This is a genomic window from Janthinobacterium paucivorans (assembly GCF_051380805.1).
Lineage (GTDB): Bacteria > Pseudomonadota > Gammaproteobacteria > Burkholderiales > Burkholderiaceae_D > Janthinobacterium > Janthinobacterium lividum_D.
The window spans coordinates 187,752-202,530 of the sequence record NZ_JBNYXR010000004.1; the positions used below are offsets into that span (position 1 = coordinate 187,752).

General features: G+C 58.7%; 13 protein-coding genes, 1 tRNA gene and 1 pseudogene. 10 read left to right on the forward strand and 5 right to left on the reverse strand.

What is annotated here, in order from left to right; translation table 11 throughout:
* The first annotated feature begins 86 nt into the window (after positions 1 to 86).
* Together ACQ4V8_RS06945 and ACQ4V8_RS06950 are read left to right on the forward strand one after the other, a co-directional pair.
* Positions 87 to 1,811: an ArnT family glycosyltransferase gene (locus ACQ4V8_RS06945; protein WP_010401546.1), complete on the forward strand. Its 1,725-nt coding sequence runs from the start codon at positions 87 to 89 to the stop codon at positions 1,809 to 1,811.
* A 193-nt stretch (positions 1,812 to 2,004) separates the two neighbouring features.
* Positions 2,005 to 3,015 carry a choice-of-anchor A family protein gene (locus tag ACQ4V8_RS06950; protein ID WP_436571132.1) on the forward strand — a complete coding sequence of 337 codons (1,011 nt, stop codon included), beginning with the start codon at positions 2,005 to 2,007 and terminating at the stop codon, positions 3,013 to 3,015.
* A gap of 78 nt (positions 3,016 to 3,093) precedes the next feature.
* Here ACQ4V8_RS06950 and ACQ4V8_RS06955 read toward each other — a convergent pair whose 3' ends face one another.
* On the reverse strand, positions 3,094 to 4,773 hold the full coding sequence (locus ACQ4V8_RS06955; RefSeq protein ID WP_010401550.1) for an AMP-binding protein: 1,680 nt from the start codon (positions 4,771 to 4,773) through the stop codon (positions 3,094 to 3,096).
* Positions 4,774 to 4,918: 145 nt separating this feature from the next.
* Between ACQ4V8_RS06955 and ACQ4V8_RS06960 the strand changes: the two genes are divergently transcribed.
* Positions 4,919 to 7,279 carry a DNA polymerase II gene (locus ACQ4V8_RS06960; RefSeq protein ID WP_436571133.1) on the forward strand — a complete coding sequence of 787 codons (2,361 nt, stop codon included), beginning with the start codon at positions 4,919 to 4,921 and terminating at the stop codon, positions 7,277 to 7,279.
* Position 7,280: 1 nt separating this feature from the next.
* On the opposite strand, the gene ACQ4V8_RS06965 is transcribed toward ACQ4V8_RS06960, so the two are convergent.
* A complete protein-coding gene (locus tag ACQ4V8_RS06965; RefSeq protein WP_196854919.1) occupies positions 7,281 to 7,439 on the reverse strand; it encodes a hypothetical protein in 159 nt (52 codons plus the stop codon).
* 103 nt (positions 7,440 to 7,542) lie between these two features.
* Between ACQ4V8_RS06965 and ACQ4V8_RS06970 the strand changes: the two genes are divergently transcribed.
* Positions 7,543 to 8,859 carry an enoyl ACP reductase FabMG family protein gene (locus ACQ4V8_RS06970; protein WP_436571134.1) on the forward strand — a complete coding sequence of 439 codons (1,317 nt, stop codon included), beginning with the start codon at positions 7,543 to 7,545 and terminating at the stop codon, positions 8,857 to 8,859.
* 170 nt (positions 8,860 to 9,029) lie between these two features.
* On the opposite strand, the gene ACQ4V8_RS06975 is transcribed toward ACQ4V8_RS06970, so the two are convergent.
* Complete coding sequence (locus ACQ4V8_RS06975; protein ID WP_436571135.1) at positions 9,030 to 9,212, reverse strand: hypothetical protein; 183 nt, start codon at positions 9,210 to 9,212, stop codon at positions 9,030 to 9,032.
* 46 nt (positions 9,213 to 9,258) lie between these two features.
* On the opposite strand from ACQ4V8_RS06975, the gene ACQ4V8_RS06980 reads away from it, so the two are divergent.
* A tRNA-Leu gene (locus tag ACQ4V8_RS06980) sits at positions 9,259 to 9,345 on the forward strand.
* A 208-nt stretch (positions 9,346 to 9,553) separates the two neighbouring features.
* Here ACQ4V8_RS06980 and ACQ4V8_RS06985 read toward each other — a convergent pair.
* Positions 9,554 to 9,790: pseudogene (locus ACQ4V8_RS06985) on the reverse strand (type 2 periplasmic-binding domain-containing protein); the annotation flags it as partial.
* Between the two features lie 349 nt (positions 9,791 to 10,139).
* Here ACQ4V8_RS06985 and msuE point away from each other — a divergent pair.
* From msuE to ACQ4V8_RS07000, 3 genes are all read left to right on the forward strand, one after another.
* Complete coding sequence (gene msuE, locus ACQ4V8_RS06990; RefSeq protein WP_010401558.1) at positions 10,140 to 10,721, forward strand: FMN reductase; 582 nt, start codon at positions 10,140 to 10,142, stop codon at positions 10,719 to 10,721.
* Positions 10,722 to 10,928: 207 nt separating this feature from the next.
* Entirely contained in the window at positions 10,929 to 11,915 is a 987-nt protein-coding gene (locus tag ACQ4V8_RS06995; protein WP_070346180.1) for a DUF1852 domain-containing protein, read from the forward strand.
* A gap of 23 nt (positions 11,916 to 11,938) precedes the next feature.
* Entirely contained in the window at positions 11,939 to 12,967 is a 1,029-nt protein-coding gene (locus ACQ4V8_RS07000) for a methionine synthase (protein ID WP_010401562.1), read from the forward strand.
* Between the two features lie 164 nt (positions 12,968 to 13,131).
* Here the strand turns inward: ACQ4V8_RS07000 and ACQ4V8_RS07005 are convergent, their stop codons facing one another.
* Positions 13,132 to 13,524 carry an Imm10 family immunity protein gene (locus tag ACQ4V8_RS07005; protein WP_010401563.1) on the reverse strand — a complete coding sequence of 131 codons (393 nt, stop codon included), beginning with the start codon at positions 13,522 to 13,524 and terminating at the stop codon, positions 13,132 to 13,134.
* A 147-nt stretch (positions 13,525 to 13,671) separates the two neighbouring features.
* Here ACQ4V8_RS07005 and ACQ4V8_RS07010 point away from each other — a divergent pair, with 147 nt between their 5' ends.
* Positions 13,672 to 13,944 (forward strand): hypothetical protein, encoded by a 273-nt coding sequence (locus ACQ4V8_RS07010; RefSeq protein ID WP_436571136.1) that lies wholly within the window; start codon positions 13,672 to 13,674, stop codon positions 13,942 to 13,944.
* Positions 13,945 to 14,117: 173 nt separating this feature from the next.
* Complete coding sequence (locus tag ACQ4V8_RS07015) at positions 14,118 to 14,618, forward strand: hypothetical protein (RefSeq protein WP_010401567.1); 501 nt, start codon at positions 14,118 to 14,120, stop codon at positions 14,616 to 14,618.
* Positions 14,619 to 14,779: the final 161 nt, after the last annotated feature.

The following is a 14,779-nucleotide window of genomic DNA, read 5'->3' on the forward strand; positions in this document are numbered from 1 at the left end:
TTTTTGTCTTTGGCCGCTTTACCTTATACTCGCGCATACCCGATGCCATTCGTTGCATCTTGCCACCATTCTGATACCAACTATCGATGAAGCCAGTCCGCCTTCCTGCCGCTGCCACACTCGCGCTGCCACGATGGGCCTTGTTTGCGCTCGGCCTGCTGTACATTCTGCCTGGCCTGATCGGCCGCGAACCGTGGAAGAACGATGATGCCGCCAGTTTCGGCATCATGTGGACCATGGCGCATGGCGGCCTGAGCGACTGGCTATGGCCCAACGTGGCCGGCCTATCGATGCCCGAGGAAGGCCCGCTGGCCTTCTGGCTGGGTGCCATTTTCATCAAACTGTTCGGCTGGATCGACGGCGACGTCTTTGGCGCGCGCATGTCGACCATCGGCATCTTCATCGTCAGTACCGTGTCCGTCTGGTACACCGCCTTCAACCTCGGACGTCGCAATGATGCCCAGCCCCTGCGCCTGGCCTTCGGCGGCCAGCCTGAGCCGGACGATTTTGGCCGCACCCTGGCCGATGCCGCCGTGCTCATCTACCTGGGCTGCCTGGGCTTGCTGCAGCACAGCCACGACATCACGGCCGAAGCGCTCTATGTCTCCCTGATGGCCTACCTGCTGTACCGCGCCGTGCGCTATGTGGAAGGCCCGTCCGTGCGCAATGCTGCCCTGCTGGGCCTGGCGCTGGGCGGCCTGACCCTCACGCGCGGCTGGATCACGCCGGCGGCGCTGAGCATCGCCCTGCTGCTGTGCAGCGTCTTCCTGCGCCTGCCGCTACTGCGCAGCGTGCGCCACCTGGCGCTGGCCGTGCTCGCGGCCATCGCACTGGTCCTGGTCTGGCTGTTGCCTAGCGAACTGCTGATGCCCTACGGCCATTCGCCGCTGCAGGCATGGATGGAGTGGAACTGCCGCCAGTTCAGTCCACCCAGCCTGAAAAGCCTGCAATATTTCTTACGCGTCGGCATCTGGTTCTTCTGGCCCGCGTGGCCGTTCGCAGCCTGGGCCGTGTACGCCTGGCGCCGCCAGCGCCATGTGCTGCACATTGTCGTGCCGCTCACATTTGTCGCCATGCTGGCCATCCTGGGGCTATGCCACCCCGATCCCGAACCGAGCCAGCTGCTGCCGCTGCTGCCGCCGCTGGCAGTGATGGCCGCATTCGGCCTGCTGACCATGAAACGCGGTGCCATCAACGCCATCGACTGGTTCTCAGTGATGGTGCTGACCATCTGCGGCCTCATGCTGTGGCTATTCTGGTTCGCCACCCTGACAGGCTGGCCGCCGCGCCTGGCGTACAACGCATTGAAGCTGTTGCCAGGATTTAAGCCTGAACTGGAACTGGTGGCCTTCTTCGTCGCCGCCTGCGCCAGCGCAGGCTGGGTGGCGCTGGTGCACTGGCGTATCTCGCGCCAGCCCGCCGTGCTGTGGCGCGCCGTGGTGCTGTCGTCCGGCGGGCTGATCCTGATCTGGGTGCTGATCATGACGCTGTTCTTGCCCGAGCTGAACTACAGCAAGAGCTACGCCAGCGTGGCGCAGCAGATTTCCATCCACCTGCCGCCAGGCAGCACGTGCATCAACAGCAACGTCGGTGCCGCCCAGCGCGCCTCGTTCGCCTATTACGGCCACTTGCCATTTGCCAAGCTGGGCCAGCAGCAGTGCGATGTATTCTTGTTGCAAGATAGTCTCAAGGTTCCAGACAACAAGGAACAGCTGCCCGAGCATCACGGCGCGGACTGGATCAAGCTATGGGAGGGACGCCGCCCCACCGATAATGTGGAGCGTTTCCGCCTGTACCAGCGCGTCAGATAGCAACATAACCGGGCCAGTCCCGGTTTTTTTATGCCCACAAGCAGCTTATCAATAAAACACTATAAGTTGCAAAATAAAATATTTTATTGCTTTTAGTGAATGAAACTTGCTTTTTATGTATAATTCGTATCAGCGCGACGGCGGCCATCCTGCTCTCCCGCCCCATCCGTTCACTCCTTACCATGAGAAACCCATGAAATCCTTGTCGATTACCGCTCGCAGCCTGCCCGTCATCAGCGCTACCGTACTTGCCCTTTCCTGCAGCGCCTTCGCGCAGGCGGCAAGCACGAACATCAACCTGGGCGCAGCGAACGGTTATTCGGCATTCATTTTCGGCAACGTTGGCGGCAGCGGCATCACCGGTTTCCATGACGTCGAAGGCCGCCTGGCAGTCGGCGGCGACGCTTACCTGAGCAGTTTTTCGGTTGGCCAAAAAAGCACGGCCGGCGCCGGCGCCCCAAGCATCGTCACGGGCGGCAATCTCAACATCGGCACGGGTGCCATCTACAACGGCGGCGCCTTGGGCAAGGCTGTGTATGGCGTTAGCCAGCAGAACGCCAAGGTATCGACGCAGCAATGGTTTGAACAAGGCACATTCAGCAAAGGCAATGCCTCGACGCTGAACTTTGCAGCGGCCAAGCAGCAGTTGACCACCCTGTCGAAGGATGTTGCCAAGCTGAAACCGACGGGCACCGTCATCATGGAAAACGATGGCTACACCCTGCGTGGTGATATCCATGCGGATGTGAATATCTTCAACATCGATTCCGATGCACTGAAAAACCTGACCCTGGACCTGTCCACGATCAAAAGCACAGCCCACATCATCATCAATGATGGCGCCAGCAAGATCAACCTGTCGGGCGGCTACGCCAGCTTCAGCAATTTCGCTGACCGCACGCTGTTCAATTTCGCGAACGCCACCAGCACCAGCCTGACGACCTACAGCTGGGGCAGCATCCTGGCACCGAACAGCGACTTCTTCGGTACCGGCCACCTGGAAGGCACGCTGGTGGCCAATTCCGTCAGCGCCAAGAGCGCATGGGGTTCGCAGGTAGAGATCGGCGCCAAAGGCTTCAATGCCGTCACCGTCTCGGCCGTACCGGAGCCAGGCACCTACGCCATGCTGCTGGCCGGCCTGGGCTTGCTGGCATGCATGCGCCGCCGCACGCCAGCGCGCACAGCGCACGCACAACTGGCTTAAGCTGCGCGCCGAAGCAATACACCGGGACGCTCGCTGAGCGTCCCGGTGCTTTTTTATATACGCCAGAAAAGTGAACGCTTACGCGGCGCCCAGGCCCAGGTCGGTCGCCACCTGCTGGCGCAGCAGGTATTTCTGAATCTTGCCCGTCACCGTCATGGGGAATTGCTCGACGAAACGCACGTAGCGGGGAATCTTGTAATAGGCGATCTGGCCGTCGCAAAAGGCACGGATATCCTCGCTGCTGGCCTGCATGCCAGGACGCAAGATGATGCAGGCACACAACTCTTCGCCATACTTGGCATCAGGCACCCCCACGCATTGCACGTCGAGCACGCTCGGGTGGCGGTACAGGAATTCCTCGACCTCGCGCGGGTAGATGTTTTCGCCACCACGGATGACCATATCTTTCGAGCGGCCGACGATGCTGCAAAAGCCCTTGTCATCGATGACGGCCAGGTCGCCCGTGTGCATCCAGCGCGCCGTGTCGATGGCTTCCCTGGTTTTTTCAGGATCGCCCCAGTAACCCTGCATCACGGAATAGCCACGCGTGAGTAATTCGCCCTTCTCGCCGCGTGGCACGATGCGCCCTTGCGCATCGATGATTTTCACTTCCAGATGCGGATGGACGCGACCAATGGAGGCGACGCGCATGGCGCGCGGATCATCGATGGAGGTCTGGAAACTGACGGGCGAGGTTTCCGTCATGCCATACGCAATCGTGATTTCCGCCATGTGCATCAACTCGATGACGCGCGTCATGACTTCCATCGGACACGGCGAGCCAGCCATGATGCCGGTACGCAAGGTCGACAGGTCATATTGCTTGAAATCCGGGTGATCGAGGATGGCGATGAACATGGTGGGCACGCCATGCAAGCCGGTGCAACGCTCGGCCTGCACCGTGCCCAACACGCTCTTCGGGTCGAAACCTTCACCCGGGAACACCATGGCCGCGCCATGCGTGACGCAAGCCAGGTTGCCCAGCACCATGCCAAAGCAGTGGTATAGGGGGACGGGGATGCACAGGCGATCGTGTTCGGTAAGGCGCATGGCCTCGCCGATGAAAAAACCGTTATTGATAATATTGTGATGCGTCAGGGTCGCGCCCTTGGGCGCGCCCGTGGTGCCGGAAGTGAACTGAATATTGACGGCGTCGTCAAACTGCAAAGTGGCGCTGACTTCTTCCAGGTGCGCGAGGTCGGCGTCGGAGATGCCCTCCATCAAGGCATCGAAGTTGTGCATGCCCGGCGTGGCAGCCGCGCCCAGGCGTATCACATGGCGCAATTGGGGCAGGCGCGACGAGCGCAGCGCACCGGCACGCGAACCGGCGATTTCCGGCACCACGTCCTGCACGATGGCCAGGTAATCGCTGGACTTGAAGCTGGGCGAGACGATCAGCGCGCTGCACTGCACCTTGTCGAGCACATATTCGAGTTCCGAGCGGCGGTAGGCGGGATTGATATTGACCATGATCAAGCCGGCTTTCGCCGTAGCAAACTGCGTCAGCACCCATTCGGCACAGTTTTGCGACCAGATGCCGATTCTGTCGCCCGGCTGCAAGCCCAGCTTAAGCAAGCCGGCAGCCAGGCGGTGCACGCGCTGCTGGAATTGCAGATACGTCCAGCGCACGTTCTGGTGCGCCACGATCAGCGCATCATGCTGGCCGTAGCGGGCGGCGACGCCGTCCAGGTAAGCGCCTATCGTTGCGCCGATCAACGGCGTCTCGTGGGCGCCATGTACATAACTCAGTGCTTGCATGCTGTCTCCAGGGTAATGGCGCGATGCGCTCTTGTTATCGTCTTCGATACTAAAAATTATAGCCGCATCCCATCGCGCACGGCACCGGCTTGCTGTAATGTGCAGGCCGGTGCCACACTATCGGGCACGACACGGACACCAAGGCATGGACAGCACCGCACTCCCTCCCACACAGGGCTTTATCCTGACCCGCCACTGGCACGACACCAGCGCCGGTACGCAGGTCGATTTCTGGCTGGCAACAGATGCCGGTCCCCGCCACGTGCGCCTGCCCGTACAGACGGCGGTCGCCTTTCTTCCCATGGCGCAGCGCGAGCAGGCGCAACTGCTGCTGCGCGGCGAGCGCCACGCCGAGCTGCGAGCGCTGTCGCTGTGCGACTTCCAACATCGCCCCGTGCTGGGCTTGTACTGCAAGCAATACCGACATTTGCTGAAGCTGGAAAAGCAGCTGCGCGCCCATGGTATCGACGTGTATGAAGCCGATATCCGCCCGCCCGAGCGCTATCTGATGGAGCGCTTCATTACGGCGCCGGTGTCGTTCAGTGAGGAAACATCGCAGGCAGTACAGCTGAAGCCGGCGCCCGGCTACCGCCCGAACTTGAAACTAGTGTCGCTCGACATCGAAACGACGGCGTACGGCGAACTGTATTCGCTGGCCCTGGAAGGCTGCGGCCAGCGCCAGGTTTATATGTTGGGGCCGCCAAACGGCGGTGACGAGGCACTCGATTTCGACCTCGAATACTGCGACAGCCGCGCCCAGATCCTTGAACGCCTGAACACGTGGATGGAAGAGCATGATCCAGACGCCATCATCGGCTGGAACCTGGTGCAATTCGACTTGCGCGTGCTGCGCCAGCACGCCGAGCGCTACCGTGTGCCCTTGCGACTGGGACGCGGTGGCGCCGTCATGGAATGGCGCGAGCATGGCGACAAGCAAGAACACTATTTTGCCGCCGCCGCAGGCCGGCTGATCATCGACGGCATCGAAGCGTTGAAGTCGGCGACGTGGAACTTTTCCTCGTTCAGCCTGGAAAACGTGGCACAGACACTGCTCGGTGAAGGCAAGTCCATCGACAATCCCTACCAGCGCATGGCCGAGATCGACCGGCGTTTCCGTGAGGATAAACCGGCACTGGCGCGCTACAACCTCAAGGATTGCGAACTGGTCACGCGCATCTTCGCCAAGACCGAGTTGCTGACGTTTTTGTTGGAACGGGCCAGCGTCACAGGCCTGGCGGCCGACCGCAGCGGCGGCTCCGTAGCCGCCTTCGAGCACCTGTACTTGCCGCTGATGCACCGGCAAGGTTACGTGGCGCCCAACCTGGGCGATGTCAGCGGCGAAAACAGTCCGGGCGGCTTCGTCATGGATTCCCAGTCGGGCTTGTACGATTCCGTGCTGGTGCTAGACTATAAAAGCCTGTACCCATCCATCATCCGCACTTTCCTGATCGACCCCGTGGGCCTGGTGGTGGGTACGCGTGGCGACGAGGCACAAACCGTGCCCGGCTACCGGGGCGCGCAATTTTCACGCCTGAAACACTGCCTGCCCGCCATCGTGCAACAGGTATGGCAGGGGCGCGAGGCGGCCAAGCGCGAGCGCAACGCGCCGCTGTCGCAAGCGTTAAAGATCATCATGAACGCGTTCTATGGCGTGCTGGGCTCGAGCGGCTGCCGCTTTTTCGACCCGCGCCTGGCCTCGTCGATCACCCTGCGCGGCCACGACATCATGCACCGCACGCGCGAGCTGATCACCGAACAGGGCTACCAGGTCATCTATGGCGACACGGATTCGACGTTTGTGTGGCTGAAAACGGCGCATAGCGATGCAGAAGCGGGCAAGATCGGGCGCGCCCTGGTGACGCACGTGAATGCCTGGTGGGAGCGGCATTTACGCGATGAGTTCGGCCTGGACAATGCGCTGGAACTGGAATTCGAGACGCATTACCGGCGTTTCCTGATGCCCACCATCCGTGGCTCGGAAGAAGGCAGCAAGAAGCGCTACGCCGGCCTGGTGGGCAAGCCCGACGGCAGCGAGGCGATGGTCTACAAGGGCCTGGAAACGGTGCGCAGCGACTGGACGCCGCTGGCACAGCAATTCCAGCAAGAGTTGTACCGGCGCATCTTCCAGCGCGCCGCCTACCAAGACTATGTGCGCCACTACGTGGCGCGCACGCTGCGCGGCGAATGCGACGCCTTATTGGTCTACCGCAAGCGATTGCGCCGTCCGCTCGACGATTACCAGCGCAACGTGCCGCCCCATGTGCGCGCGGCGCGCACGGCCGACGCCTACAATCTGGCGCAGGGCCGGCCACTGCAGTACCAAAATGGCGGCTGGATCAGCTATGTGATCACGGTGGCAGGGCCGGAACCGCTGGAAACGCAGCGCTCGCCCATCGATTACCAGCACTACCTGACGCGCCAGTTGCAGCCGGTGGCCGACGCGATACTGCCTTTCCTGGGCGACGATTTTTCGCGCCTGGTGTCGGGGCAGCAGGATTTGTTTTAGATCAATTTTGCTGACCGGCAAGGCCAAGCTGAGGTAATATCGGCGCCTGCCAGGCCAGTCTGCGGGTGCTGTGCGCCGGAGCAGCGTAAAATACGCCATGGCGAAAGAATAAGAGCTGCACGAAAAAGACGATGCCATTCCAGACGAGAATCGTTTGCAACAGGATTTTCGCCGCTGAAATGGCGCATCATTTGACATTATGTTGAACCAGCAGGCAGCGCATGTAACCGTCTGTCCTGCTAATTTTTGAATGAATTGACACCATGACCGAGATTACGTCCTTAAGAGACATCCCGCAAAAAAATATCTTCCGCAAGGGCGACACCTTTGTGCTGTTCGGCGAGCTGTTCGGCCGCGGCTATGTGAATGGCTTGCTGGACGAAGCGCGCAAGGCGGGCATGAATATCGTCGGCATGACGGTCGGGCGCCGCGATGAAAACCTGGCGCTGCGCCCACTGAACGCGGAAGAGCTGGCAGAAGCCGAAGCCAACCTGGGCGGGCGCATCATCAATGTGCCGCTGATGGCCGGTTTCGACCTCGACGCGCCAGCCGGCGAACCGACGCCGACGGCCCTGCTGGCCGGTATGACCCTGAAGAGCTGGCAGGAAGACAAGCTGGACTGGGCGCAGATCGAACGCTGCCGCGAAGCCGGCATCGCCCGCTTCAGCGCTTCCGTGGCGAAAGCCATGGCCGAACTGGACAGCCTGATTCCTGATGGCAGCAATGCGTATTTCGCCCACACCATGGCCGGTGGCATTCCGAAAGTCAAAGTCTTCCTGGCCATCGCCAACCGCGTCTACAAAGGCCGCGGCGAGCGCTTCATGTCCTCGCGCGCCCTGCTCGACAGCGACCTGGGCAAGCTGATCCTGATGAACTTCGACGAAGTCACGGCCAACACCCTGCAGCACCTGATCGACGGCAGCGCCGCCATCCGCGCACGCCTCGAGCAAACGGGTGGCCAGGTGCGCTACAGCGCCTACGGCTACCACGGCACCGAAATCCTGATCGACGGTACATACCAGTGGCAAACGTATAGCAACTACACGCAAGGCCTGGCCAAGATGCGCCTGGAAAACGTGGCCAAGGCTGCGTGGGAAAAAGGCATCAAGGCCACCGTCTTCAATTGCCCGGAAATCCGCACCAATTCGTCCGACATTTTTGCGGGCGTGGAACTGTCGCTGTTCCCCCTGCTCGATGCGCTGAAAAAAGAAGGCGGCGCAGCCTGGGCCGAAGAGCAATGGAAAATCTGCCAGGGCTTGCTGGAAGACGGCGTCTCGCTGCAAGACTTGCTCGACCGTATCGCCGCCTACAATGGCGACGCCACCAGCGTGCAGTTCCGCAACTTCGCTGCCTGGCCGATGGACAACACGCCGGAGCTGGCCGAGGTCATGATCGGCACCTCGGACGACATCACCAAGCTGCACAAAGAGCGCAAGGAACTGATCACCGATCAGCTGAGCTCGCTGGTGCTGGAAGGCACGGGCCCGCTGATGTTCCACGCCATGTCGGAGCCGCAAGCGCCCGTCGTCTGGCTAAACCACGACATCATCGCGCGTCAGCTGAACTCGGCTCACAACTGAACTTGATGTAACGCAAGCTGCAAGACACCGACGGCCCGGCTCATCCCCGGGCCGTCGGCGTTTTGATGGCGGCTTTGCGTGACGCACGCCTTACGCGCGCACGCTGGACACGCCACCATCGGCGAGCAGCGCCGTGCCACGGCTGACACTGCAGGCATAGGCAGCCAGGGTCAGCGCCGGGCGATCCCGTCCGGCGTGGCCAGGCGTTTCGATACTTGCCAGCCCACCACACAGGCCACGGCTTGCGCGCCGCCGTGCACCAGCACAGTAACGCGCCATGGCACGCGAACAGCTGCGCTGGAATTGGCGTCGTCAAAGAGCACCAATGCATGTGTAAAATACTTTTCAAGCATAAAACTTGCCAGATTGTGACAGATCAGCCATAATGCGTCTCGCGTTGCCGGGATGGCGGAATAGGTAGACGCACGGGACTCAAAATCCCGCGCTGGAAACAGCGTGCCGGTTCGATTCCGGCTCCCGGCACCACCAGACAAATCGAAGAAGTGCCGATAAAGCCACTAAATCCAATAAAATCAAGGATTTAGTGGCTTTTTTCTTGTCTGTTCAATCCCCACATTGCTGATCAAGCCCGAAAAACTGCTGACGTTCTTGGTCAAGTTTTGTGTAACCTTGGCGCCACCTCCGATGCAACCCTCCAAACATTTTGGAGAAAAACGTGACATCGGCAATTACTAGCGCGACAAAAGATCAGCTTGGCGACGCCGCCCACACCCAGCCGTGCCAGGTGCCGGCACCACGTCCATCTTGCTCGCATATTGCTCGACCAGCCAACGCGGCAGGGCCGACACGCAGCGTCCACTGGCCACCACTGCAGCATGATGTCGATGGTTTCGATGGTTTCAATGGCTTTGTGGCGCTTGGGCGTGACACCGAGCGGTAACAGGAACTGCTTGTCGATGTCCAGGCGTTGAGCGCGCCTAGCGCGCCAAACTGGCACTTCTGCTTGACGCTCACATCAGCGTCGGGCCAAGTTTCTCGACCTGCTGGACGATGGTTAGGTGGATGCGCTCAAGCATCTGAATGAATCATTTTCATATATGCATGAAATATGACCATTATGCTTCATGGATACTCAGCGCTATCATGTACCCCGTGGTGCTCGCATCTTGCGCAGCGCTCATGGGCCAGCATGCATCAGCTCGGATGAGCGGCCGTGATGCGCAGCGTCGATCTGGCCGACACGCTGGAGCAGGAGAAACCCAGGGCCAGGCCGCGCGGATTTCCCGGCGCCGTACAGATCCATCTACATGAAAGCAAACATGACACGTCCACTGCGCTTAGTCGCCGTTTCCGGCGGGATGCAACGCCCTTCCAAGGCTACCGCCCTGGCCGAGCACCTGCTGGACCTGATCGCCGACGAAGTCGCCTGCGAACTACGCCTGGTTGAACTGGGTCAGTTGGCACCACAGCTTGCGGGCGCGCTCTGGCGCTCCCAACTGCCCGACAACGTGGAGCGCGAACTTGCAGCGGTCGAGCAAGCTGACATCCTGGTGGTGACAACACCGGTCTTCCGCGGCGCCTACACGGGACTGTTCAAGCACTTCTTCGACTTCATTCATCAAGATGCCTTGATCGACAAACCCGTCCTGTTGGCAGCCACCGGCGGCAGCGAGCGCCATGCCCTGGTGATCGAGCACCAGTTGCGACCACTGTTCAGCTTCTTCCAGGCACGCACCTTGCCGCTGGGCGTGTACGCGACCGATAAGGATTTCCTCGACTACCGTCTGCAGGACGCGGCCCTGATCGGGCGGGCCGCACTGGCAGTCCAACGGGCATTGCCATTGATCGAGTTGACGCGCCGTGCAAGATCTGCCGCCGCCGAGGAGTTGATTGCGGCCTGAAGCGAAGGAGCATCGGATTGCCGCCTGGCGGGTGATAAAGAACGCTGGTCACTCGCAGCAGACAGCGGCACGTCTCGATTAGCACGCACAGGAGCAAGAATGGCACGCGAGAAGAATTGCAAATAAGATTGTAAAACTATCAATAAAAACAGACATCTCAATACTCAAATTCATATTTTCCCGCAGAAATTAGGACACCAGATCACAATGAGCAAAGATTTCACATTTAACATCAAGAGCATTTCTTTCGATGAAAACTATCATCCATCGGAAAATACGCGCCTGACGACCAACTTCGCCAATTTAGCCAGAGGAAAGAGTCGCCAAGAAAACTTGCGCAATACCCTGAGGATGATTGAAAATCGCTTCAATAACTTGGCGCACTGGGATAACCCGAAGGGAGATCGCTACTCGGTAGAACTGGAAATCATTTCCGTCGAGATGAATATTGATGTTGAAGGCGGCAATGACGTACTGCCATTGATTGAGATATTGAAACCGAATATCATAGACAAAAAAACCAAGGAACGCATTGATGGCATCGCCGGGAATAATTTTTCCTCTTACGTGCGCGATTACGACTTCAGTGTGCTGCTGCCAGAGCATAACAATAATAAATCAGCATTTGGCACTCCGGAGAATTTCGGCGATTTTCATGGAAAGCTATTCAAACACTTCGTCAAATCAAATGCTTACCAGGAGCGTTTCAACAAGCCACCTGTTATCTGTATCAGCGCATCGAGCAGCAAGACTTATCATCGAACTGAAAATCAGCACCCGATACTGGGCATTGAGTATCAGCAAAATGAATTTTCCCCGACGGATGAGTATTTTGAAAAAATGGGTATGCAAGTTCGCTATTTTATGCCGCCTAATAGTTCTGCCCCTTTGGCTTTCTATTTTATCGGCGACCTGCTTGCTGACTACACCAATCTTGAGCTTATCGGCACCATCAGCACGATGGAAACGTTTCAAAAGATTTACCGGCCTGAAATTTACAATGCCAATTCTGCGGCGGGAAAGCATTACCAGCCTAGCTTAAAGAATCAGGATTATTCATTGACGCAAATTGTCTATGATAGAGAAGAGCGCAGCCAACTCGCTGTCAAGCAGGGAAAATATACGGAGGAGCACTTCATCAAGCCCTACAAAAATATTCTCGAACAATGGGCTGCCAGCACGCTCTCGCATTAAGCAAAATACACGAAAAATTTATCATGAAAAAATTATTACCTACTTCAACTGCCGGCAGCTTGCCCAAACCTTCTTGGCTTGCACAACCTGAAAAACTGTGGTCGCCTTGGAAATTACAAGACGAGGAATTAATTGAGGGCAAACAAGATGCTTTACGTTTGTCACTGCAGGAACAGCAGCAAGCAGGCATTGATATCGTCAGTGATGGCGAGCAGACGCGCCAGCATTTTGTCACCACGTTTATTGAGCACCTGAATGGCGTTGATTTCGAAAAACGCGAGACTGTCAGAATTCGTGATCGCTATGACGCGGTTGTGCCGACAGTCGTTGGCGCAGTGAGTCGCCAGAAGCCGGTTTTTGTGGAAGACGCCAAATTTTTACGACAGCAAACCAAGCAAGCGATTAAATGGGCCTTGCCAGGTCCGATGACGATGATTGATACGCTATATGACAGCCACTATAAGAGCCGCGAAAAACTGGCCTGGGAATTTGCTAAAATCCTCAATCAAGAAGCCAAAGAATTAGAGGCTGCTGGCGTCGACATCATCCAGTTTGACGAACCCGCATTCAATGTCTTCTTTGACGAAGTCAATGACTGGGGGATTGCTACCTTGGAAAGGGCGATTGAAGGGCTCAAATGCGAAACTGCCGTACATATTTGCTATGGTTACGGCATCAAAGCCAATACTGATTGGAAAAATACGCTGGGGTCCGAATGGCGCCAATATGAAGAATCGTTTCCCAAGCTGCAGAAATCGAACATCGATATCATCTCGCTGGAATGCCACAACTCGCGTGTCCCCATTGACCTGATTGAACTCATTCGCGGAAAAAAAGTGATGGTAGGGGCGATTGACGTGGCAAGTAATACCATAGAAACACCGGAGGAAGTAGCCAACACCCTGCGCAAAGCGCTACGCTTTGTCGATGCCGACAAGCTCTACCCTAGCACCAACTGTGGCATGGCACCGTTGTCGCGCCAAGTAGCAAGAGGCAAATTAAATGCGCTCAGTGCAGGCGCAGCAATCATCCGCGGAGAACTCTCAGCCTAACTGGCTGCTGCAATACCGTCCCGGTCCGTCGCCCATGGCGACGGACCGATGCCATGTCGAAAGGGAAATGACATGGCCCGATGCATCAGCTTTTTTCCGCTGCTGCCAACCGCCTTCATGTCAGCCGGCCTGCACGGCGCCCAGGCGCACGATGGCGACGTAAATCACCGTTCCTCGCGATAGTAATCGCAGCCCTCGAACGTGGTGCGCAGCGCCTGTTGCAGCTGCGCGTAGCGCTCCGGCGTCAAATTAAAACGCACGTCGATCTGGCCATCGTCATCCATCTGCATGGCCGCCTCGGCATCCATCTGCACCGACAAGCGATTCGGATGCAAGATCACGGCATGCATGTGGCCGTACCAGGCAAATTGCTGGCCGCAGTATTCGATGTACGGCTCGTCCATACCCATGGCCACGTCCTGCGCGTCGTATTCTTCGGCGCGCTGCAGCATCAGGTAGACGGGCTCGCCTTTGCCGGGCGCCGCGGCAAGGGTGGTGATCAGGGCGTGGTCTTGATTGACAACGGACAACTCGGTGGCGGTAAATCCTGCGGACATGGCGTGCTTTCAACAAATAGAAGAATCACGCCACCATAGCGCAAAAGTGCCCCGGACGACATAGGGTGCGACGAATATAGCGTGCTGCCCCGGAGCCGCTTGGCCGCCTATCATTGCCGCTCCAATCCATTTTTGCAGGAGAGCGCCTTGATCGCAGCATCGCCCTACACCACCCGCCTGGCCATTCCCCCGCTCGCCACCTATCAGCAGTTGCGCGTCGCCGCCGGCCTGAGCGCGAAAACCACGGAAGCGGCGGCCAAGGGCTTGCCGAACTCCCTGTTTGCCGTGCAAGTACTCTACGGCGACGCCGTAGTGGACATGGGCACGGTCATCGGCGATGGCCAGGCGCAAGCGCTGTACGCGCAGTTCGGTTTCCAGCACACGGCGCCCGCCTCGGTGGGGATGGCGCTGAAACGCTAGGCGCTGACGCTGACGCTGATTGTGGATGATGGTTGATGGTTGATGGCCATCGGCGACGGCGCATCATAGCGAGGATTATTCTGGGCGGCACGACGAACTTGCTATAGTAGCGGCAGCGACGCGCTGCGCGTTTGCGCCCCCGGCTCACCCCCTTCAGAAATCAGAGAGATACCATGCTTTACCTGCTTGCCATCGTGATCGTCATCGCCCTGCTGTACTACGTCTTCAGCGGTCGCACGTCCGTCAAACCGCTGCACCAGCCGCTGCTCTCGATGCGCCAGTACGTGCCGGCGATTCCTCCTGGCGCCCCGGCGCAGCACTGGAACGACGCGGGGCGCTTTGCTTCGGAAGTGGAAAACGAATCGATGTACCAGCCCGCTATCGCCAAGCTCGCAGGTGAGCATGGCCCAGGCAATGCGGAAAAAAAATGCCTGGCCCTGCTCGTCTGCGACGATGCCCATCCGTTCCAGGACAAGGCCATCGCCGTCTTCATCGATGGCGAGCTGGTCGGCTACCTGGCGCAGAACGACGCCCTGCGCCTGCACCGCAACCTGGGCCGCCAGGAGCTGGCCGGCCAGCTGACCTCGTGCGACGCCGTCATCCGCGGCGGTGGACTGTGGCACGGCAAGCGCCTGTCGTATGCCGTGTGGCTCGATCTGCAGCCCCATAATTAAGTGAACTCCCGCCACGGCCAGCGTTGTTGCGTCACACAAAGGGACGCCGGCACGATGCTGCCGACGCCGATGCAGACCACTGGAAGGGCAAGGAGTTCGAGACCATTATCGGTCGCTGCAGGGCGAGCATATTGATACAGATCAAATAGCTCGCCATTTCC

Coding starts and splice junctions, on each gene's coding strand:
- ACQ4V8_RS06955 (WP_010401550.1), bottom strand. CDS start 4,773: ATGCAAGCACTGAGTTATGTACATGGCGCCCACGAGACGCCGTTGATC.
- ACQ4V8_RS06945 (WP_010401546.1), top strand. CDS start 87: ATGAAGCCAGTCCGCCTTCCTGCCGCTGCCACACTCGCGCTGCCACGA.
- ACQ4V8_RS06970 (WP_436571134.1), top strand. CDS start 7,543: ATGACCGAGATTACGTCCTTAAGAGACATCCCGCAAAAAAATATCTTC.
- ACQ4V8_RS07000 (WP_010401562.1), top strand. CDS start 11,939: ATGAAAAAATTATTACCTACTTCAACTGCCGGCAGCTTGCCCAAACCT.
- msuE (WP_010401558.1), top strand. CDS start 10,140: ATGACACGTCCACTGCGCTTAGTCGCCGTTTCCGGCGGGATGCAACGC.
- ACQ4V8_RS07015 (WP_010401567.1), top strand. CDS start 14,118: ATGCTTTACCTGCTTGCCATCGTGATCGTCATCGCCCTGCTGTACTAC.
- ACQ4V8_RS06995 (WP_070346180.1), top strand. CDS start 10,929: ATGAGCAAAGATTTCACATTTAACATCAAGAGCATTTCTTTCGATGAA.
- ACQ4V8_RS06975 (WP_436571135.1), bottom strand. CDS start 9,212: ATGCTTGAAAAGTATTTTACACATGCATTGGTGCTCTTTGACGACGCC.
- ACQ4V8_RS07005 (WP_010401563.1), bottom strand. CDS start 13,524: ATGTCCGCAGGATTTACCGCCACCGAGTTGTCCGTTGTCAATCAAGAC.
- ACQ4V8_RS06950 (WP_436571132.1), top strand. CDS start 2,005: ATGAAATCCTTGTCGATTACCGCTCGCAGCCTGCCCGTCATCAGCGCT.
- ACQ4V8_RS06960 (WP_436571133.1), top strand. CDS start 4,919: ATGGACAGCACCGCACTCCCTCCCACACAGGGCTTTATCCTGACCCGC.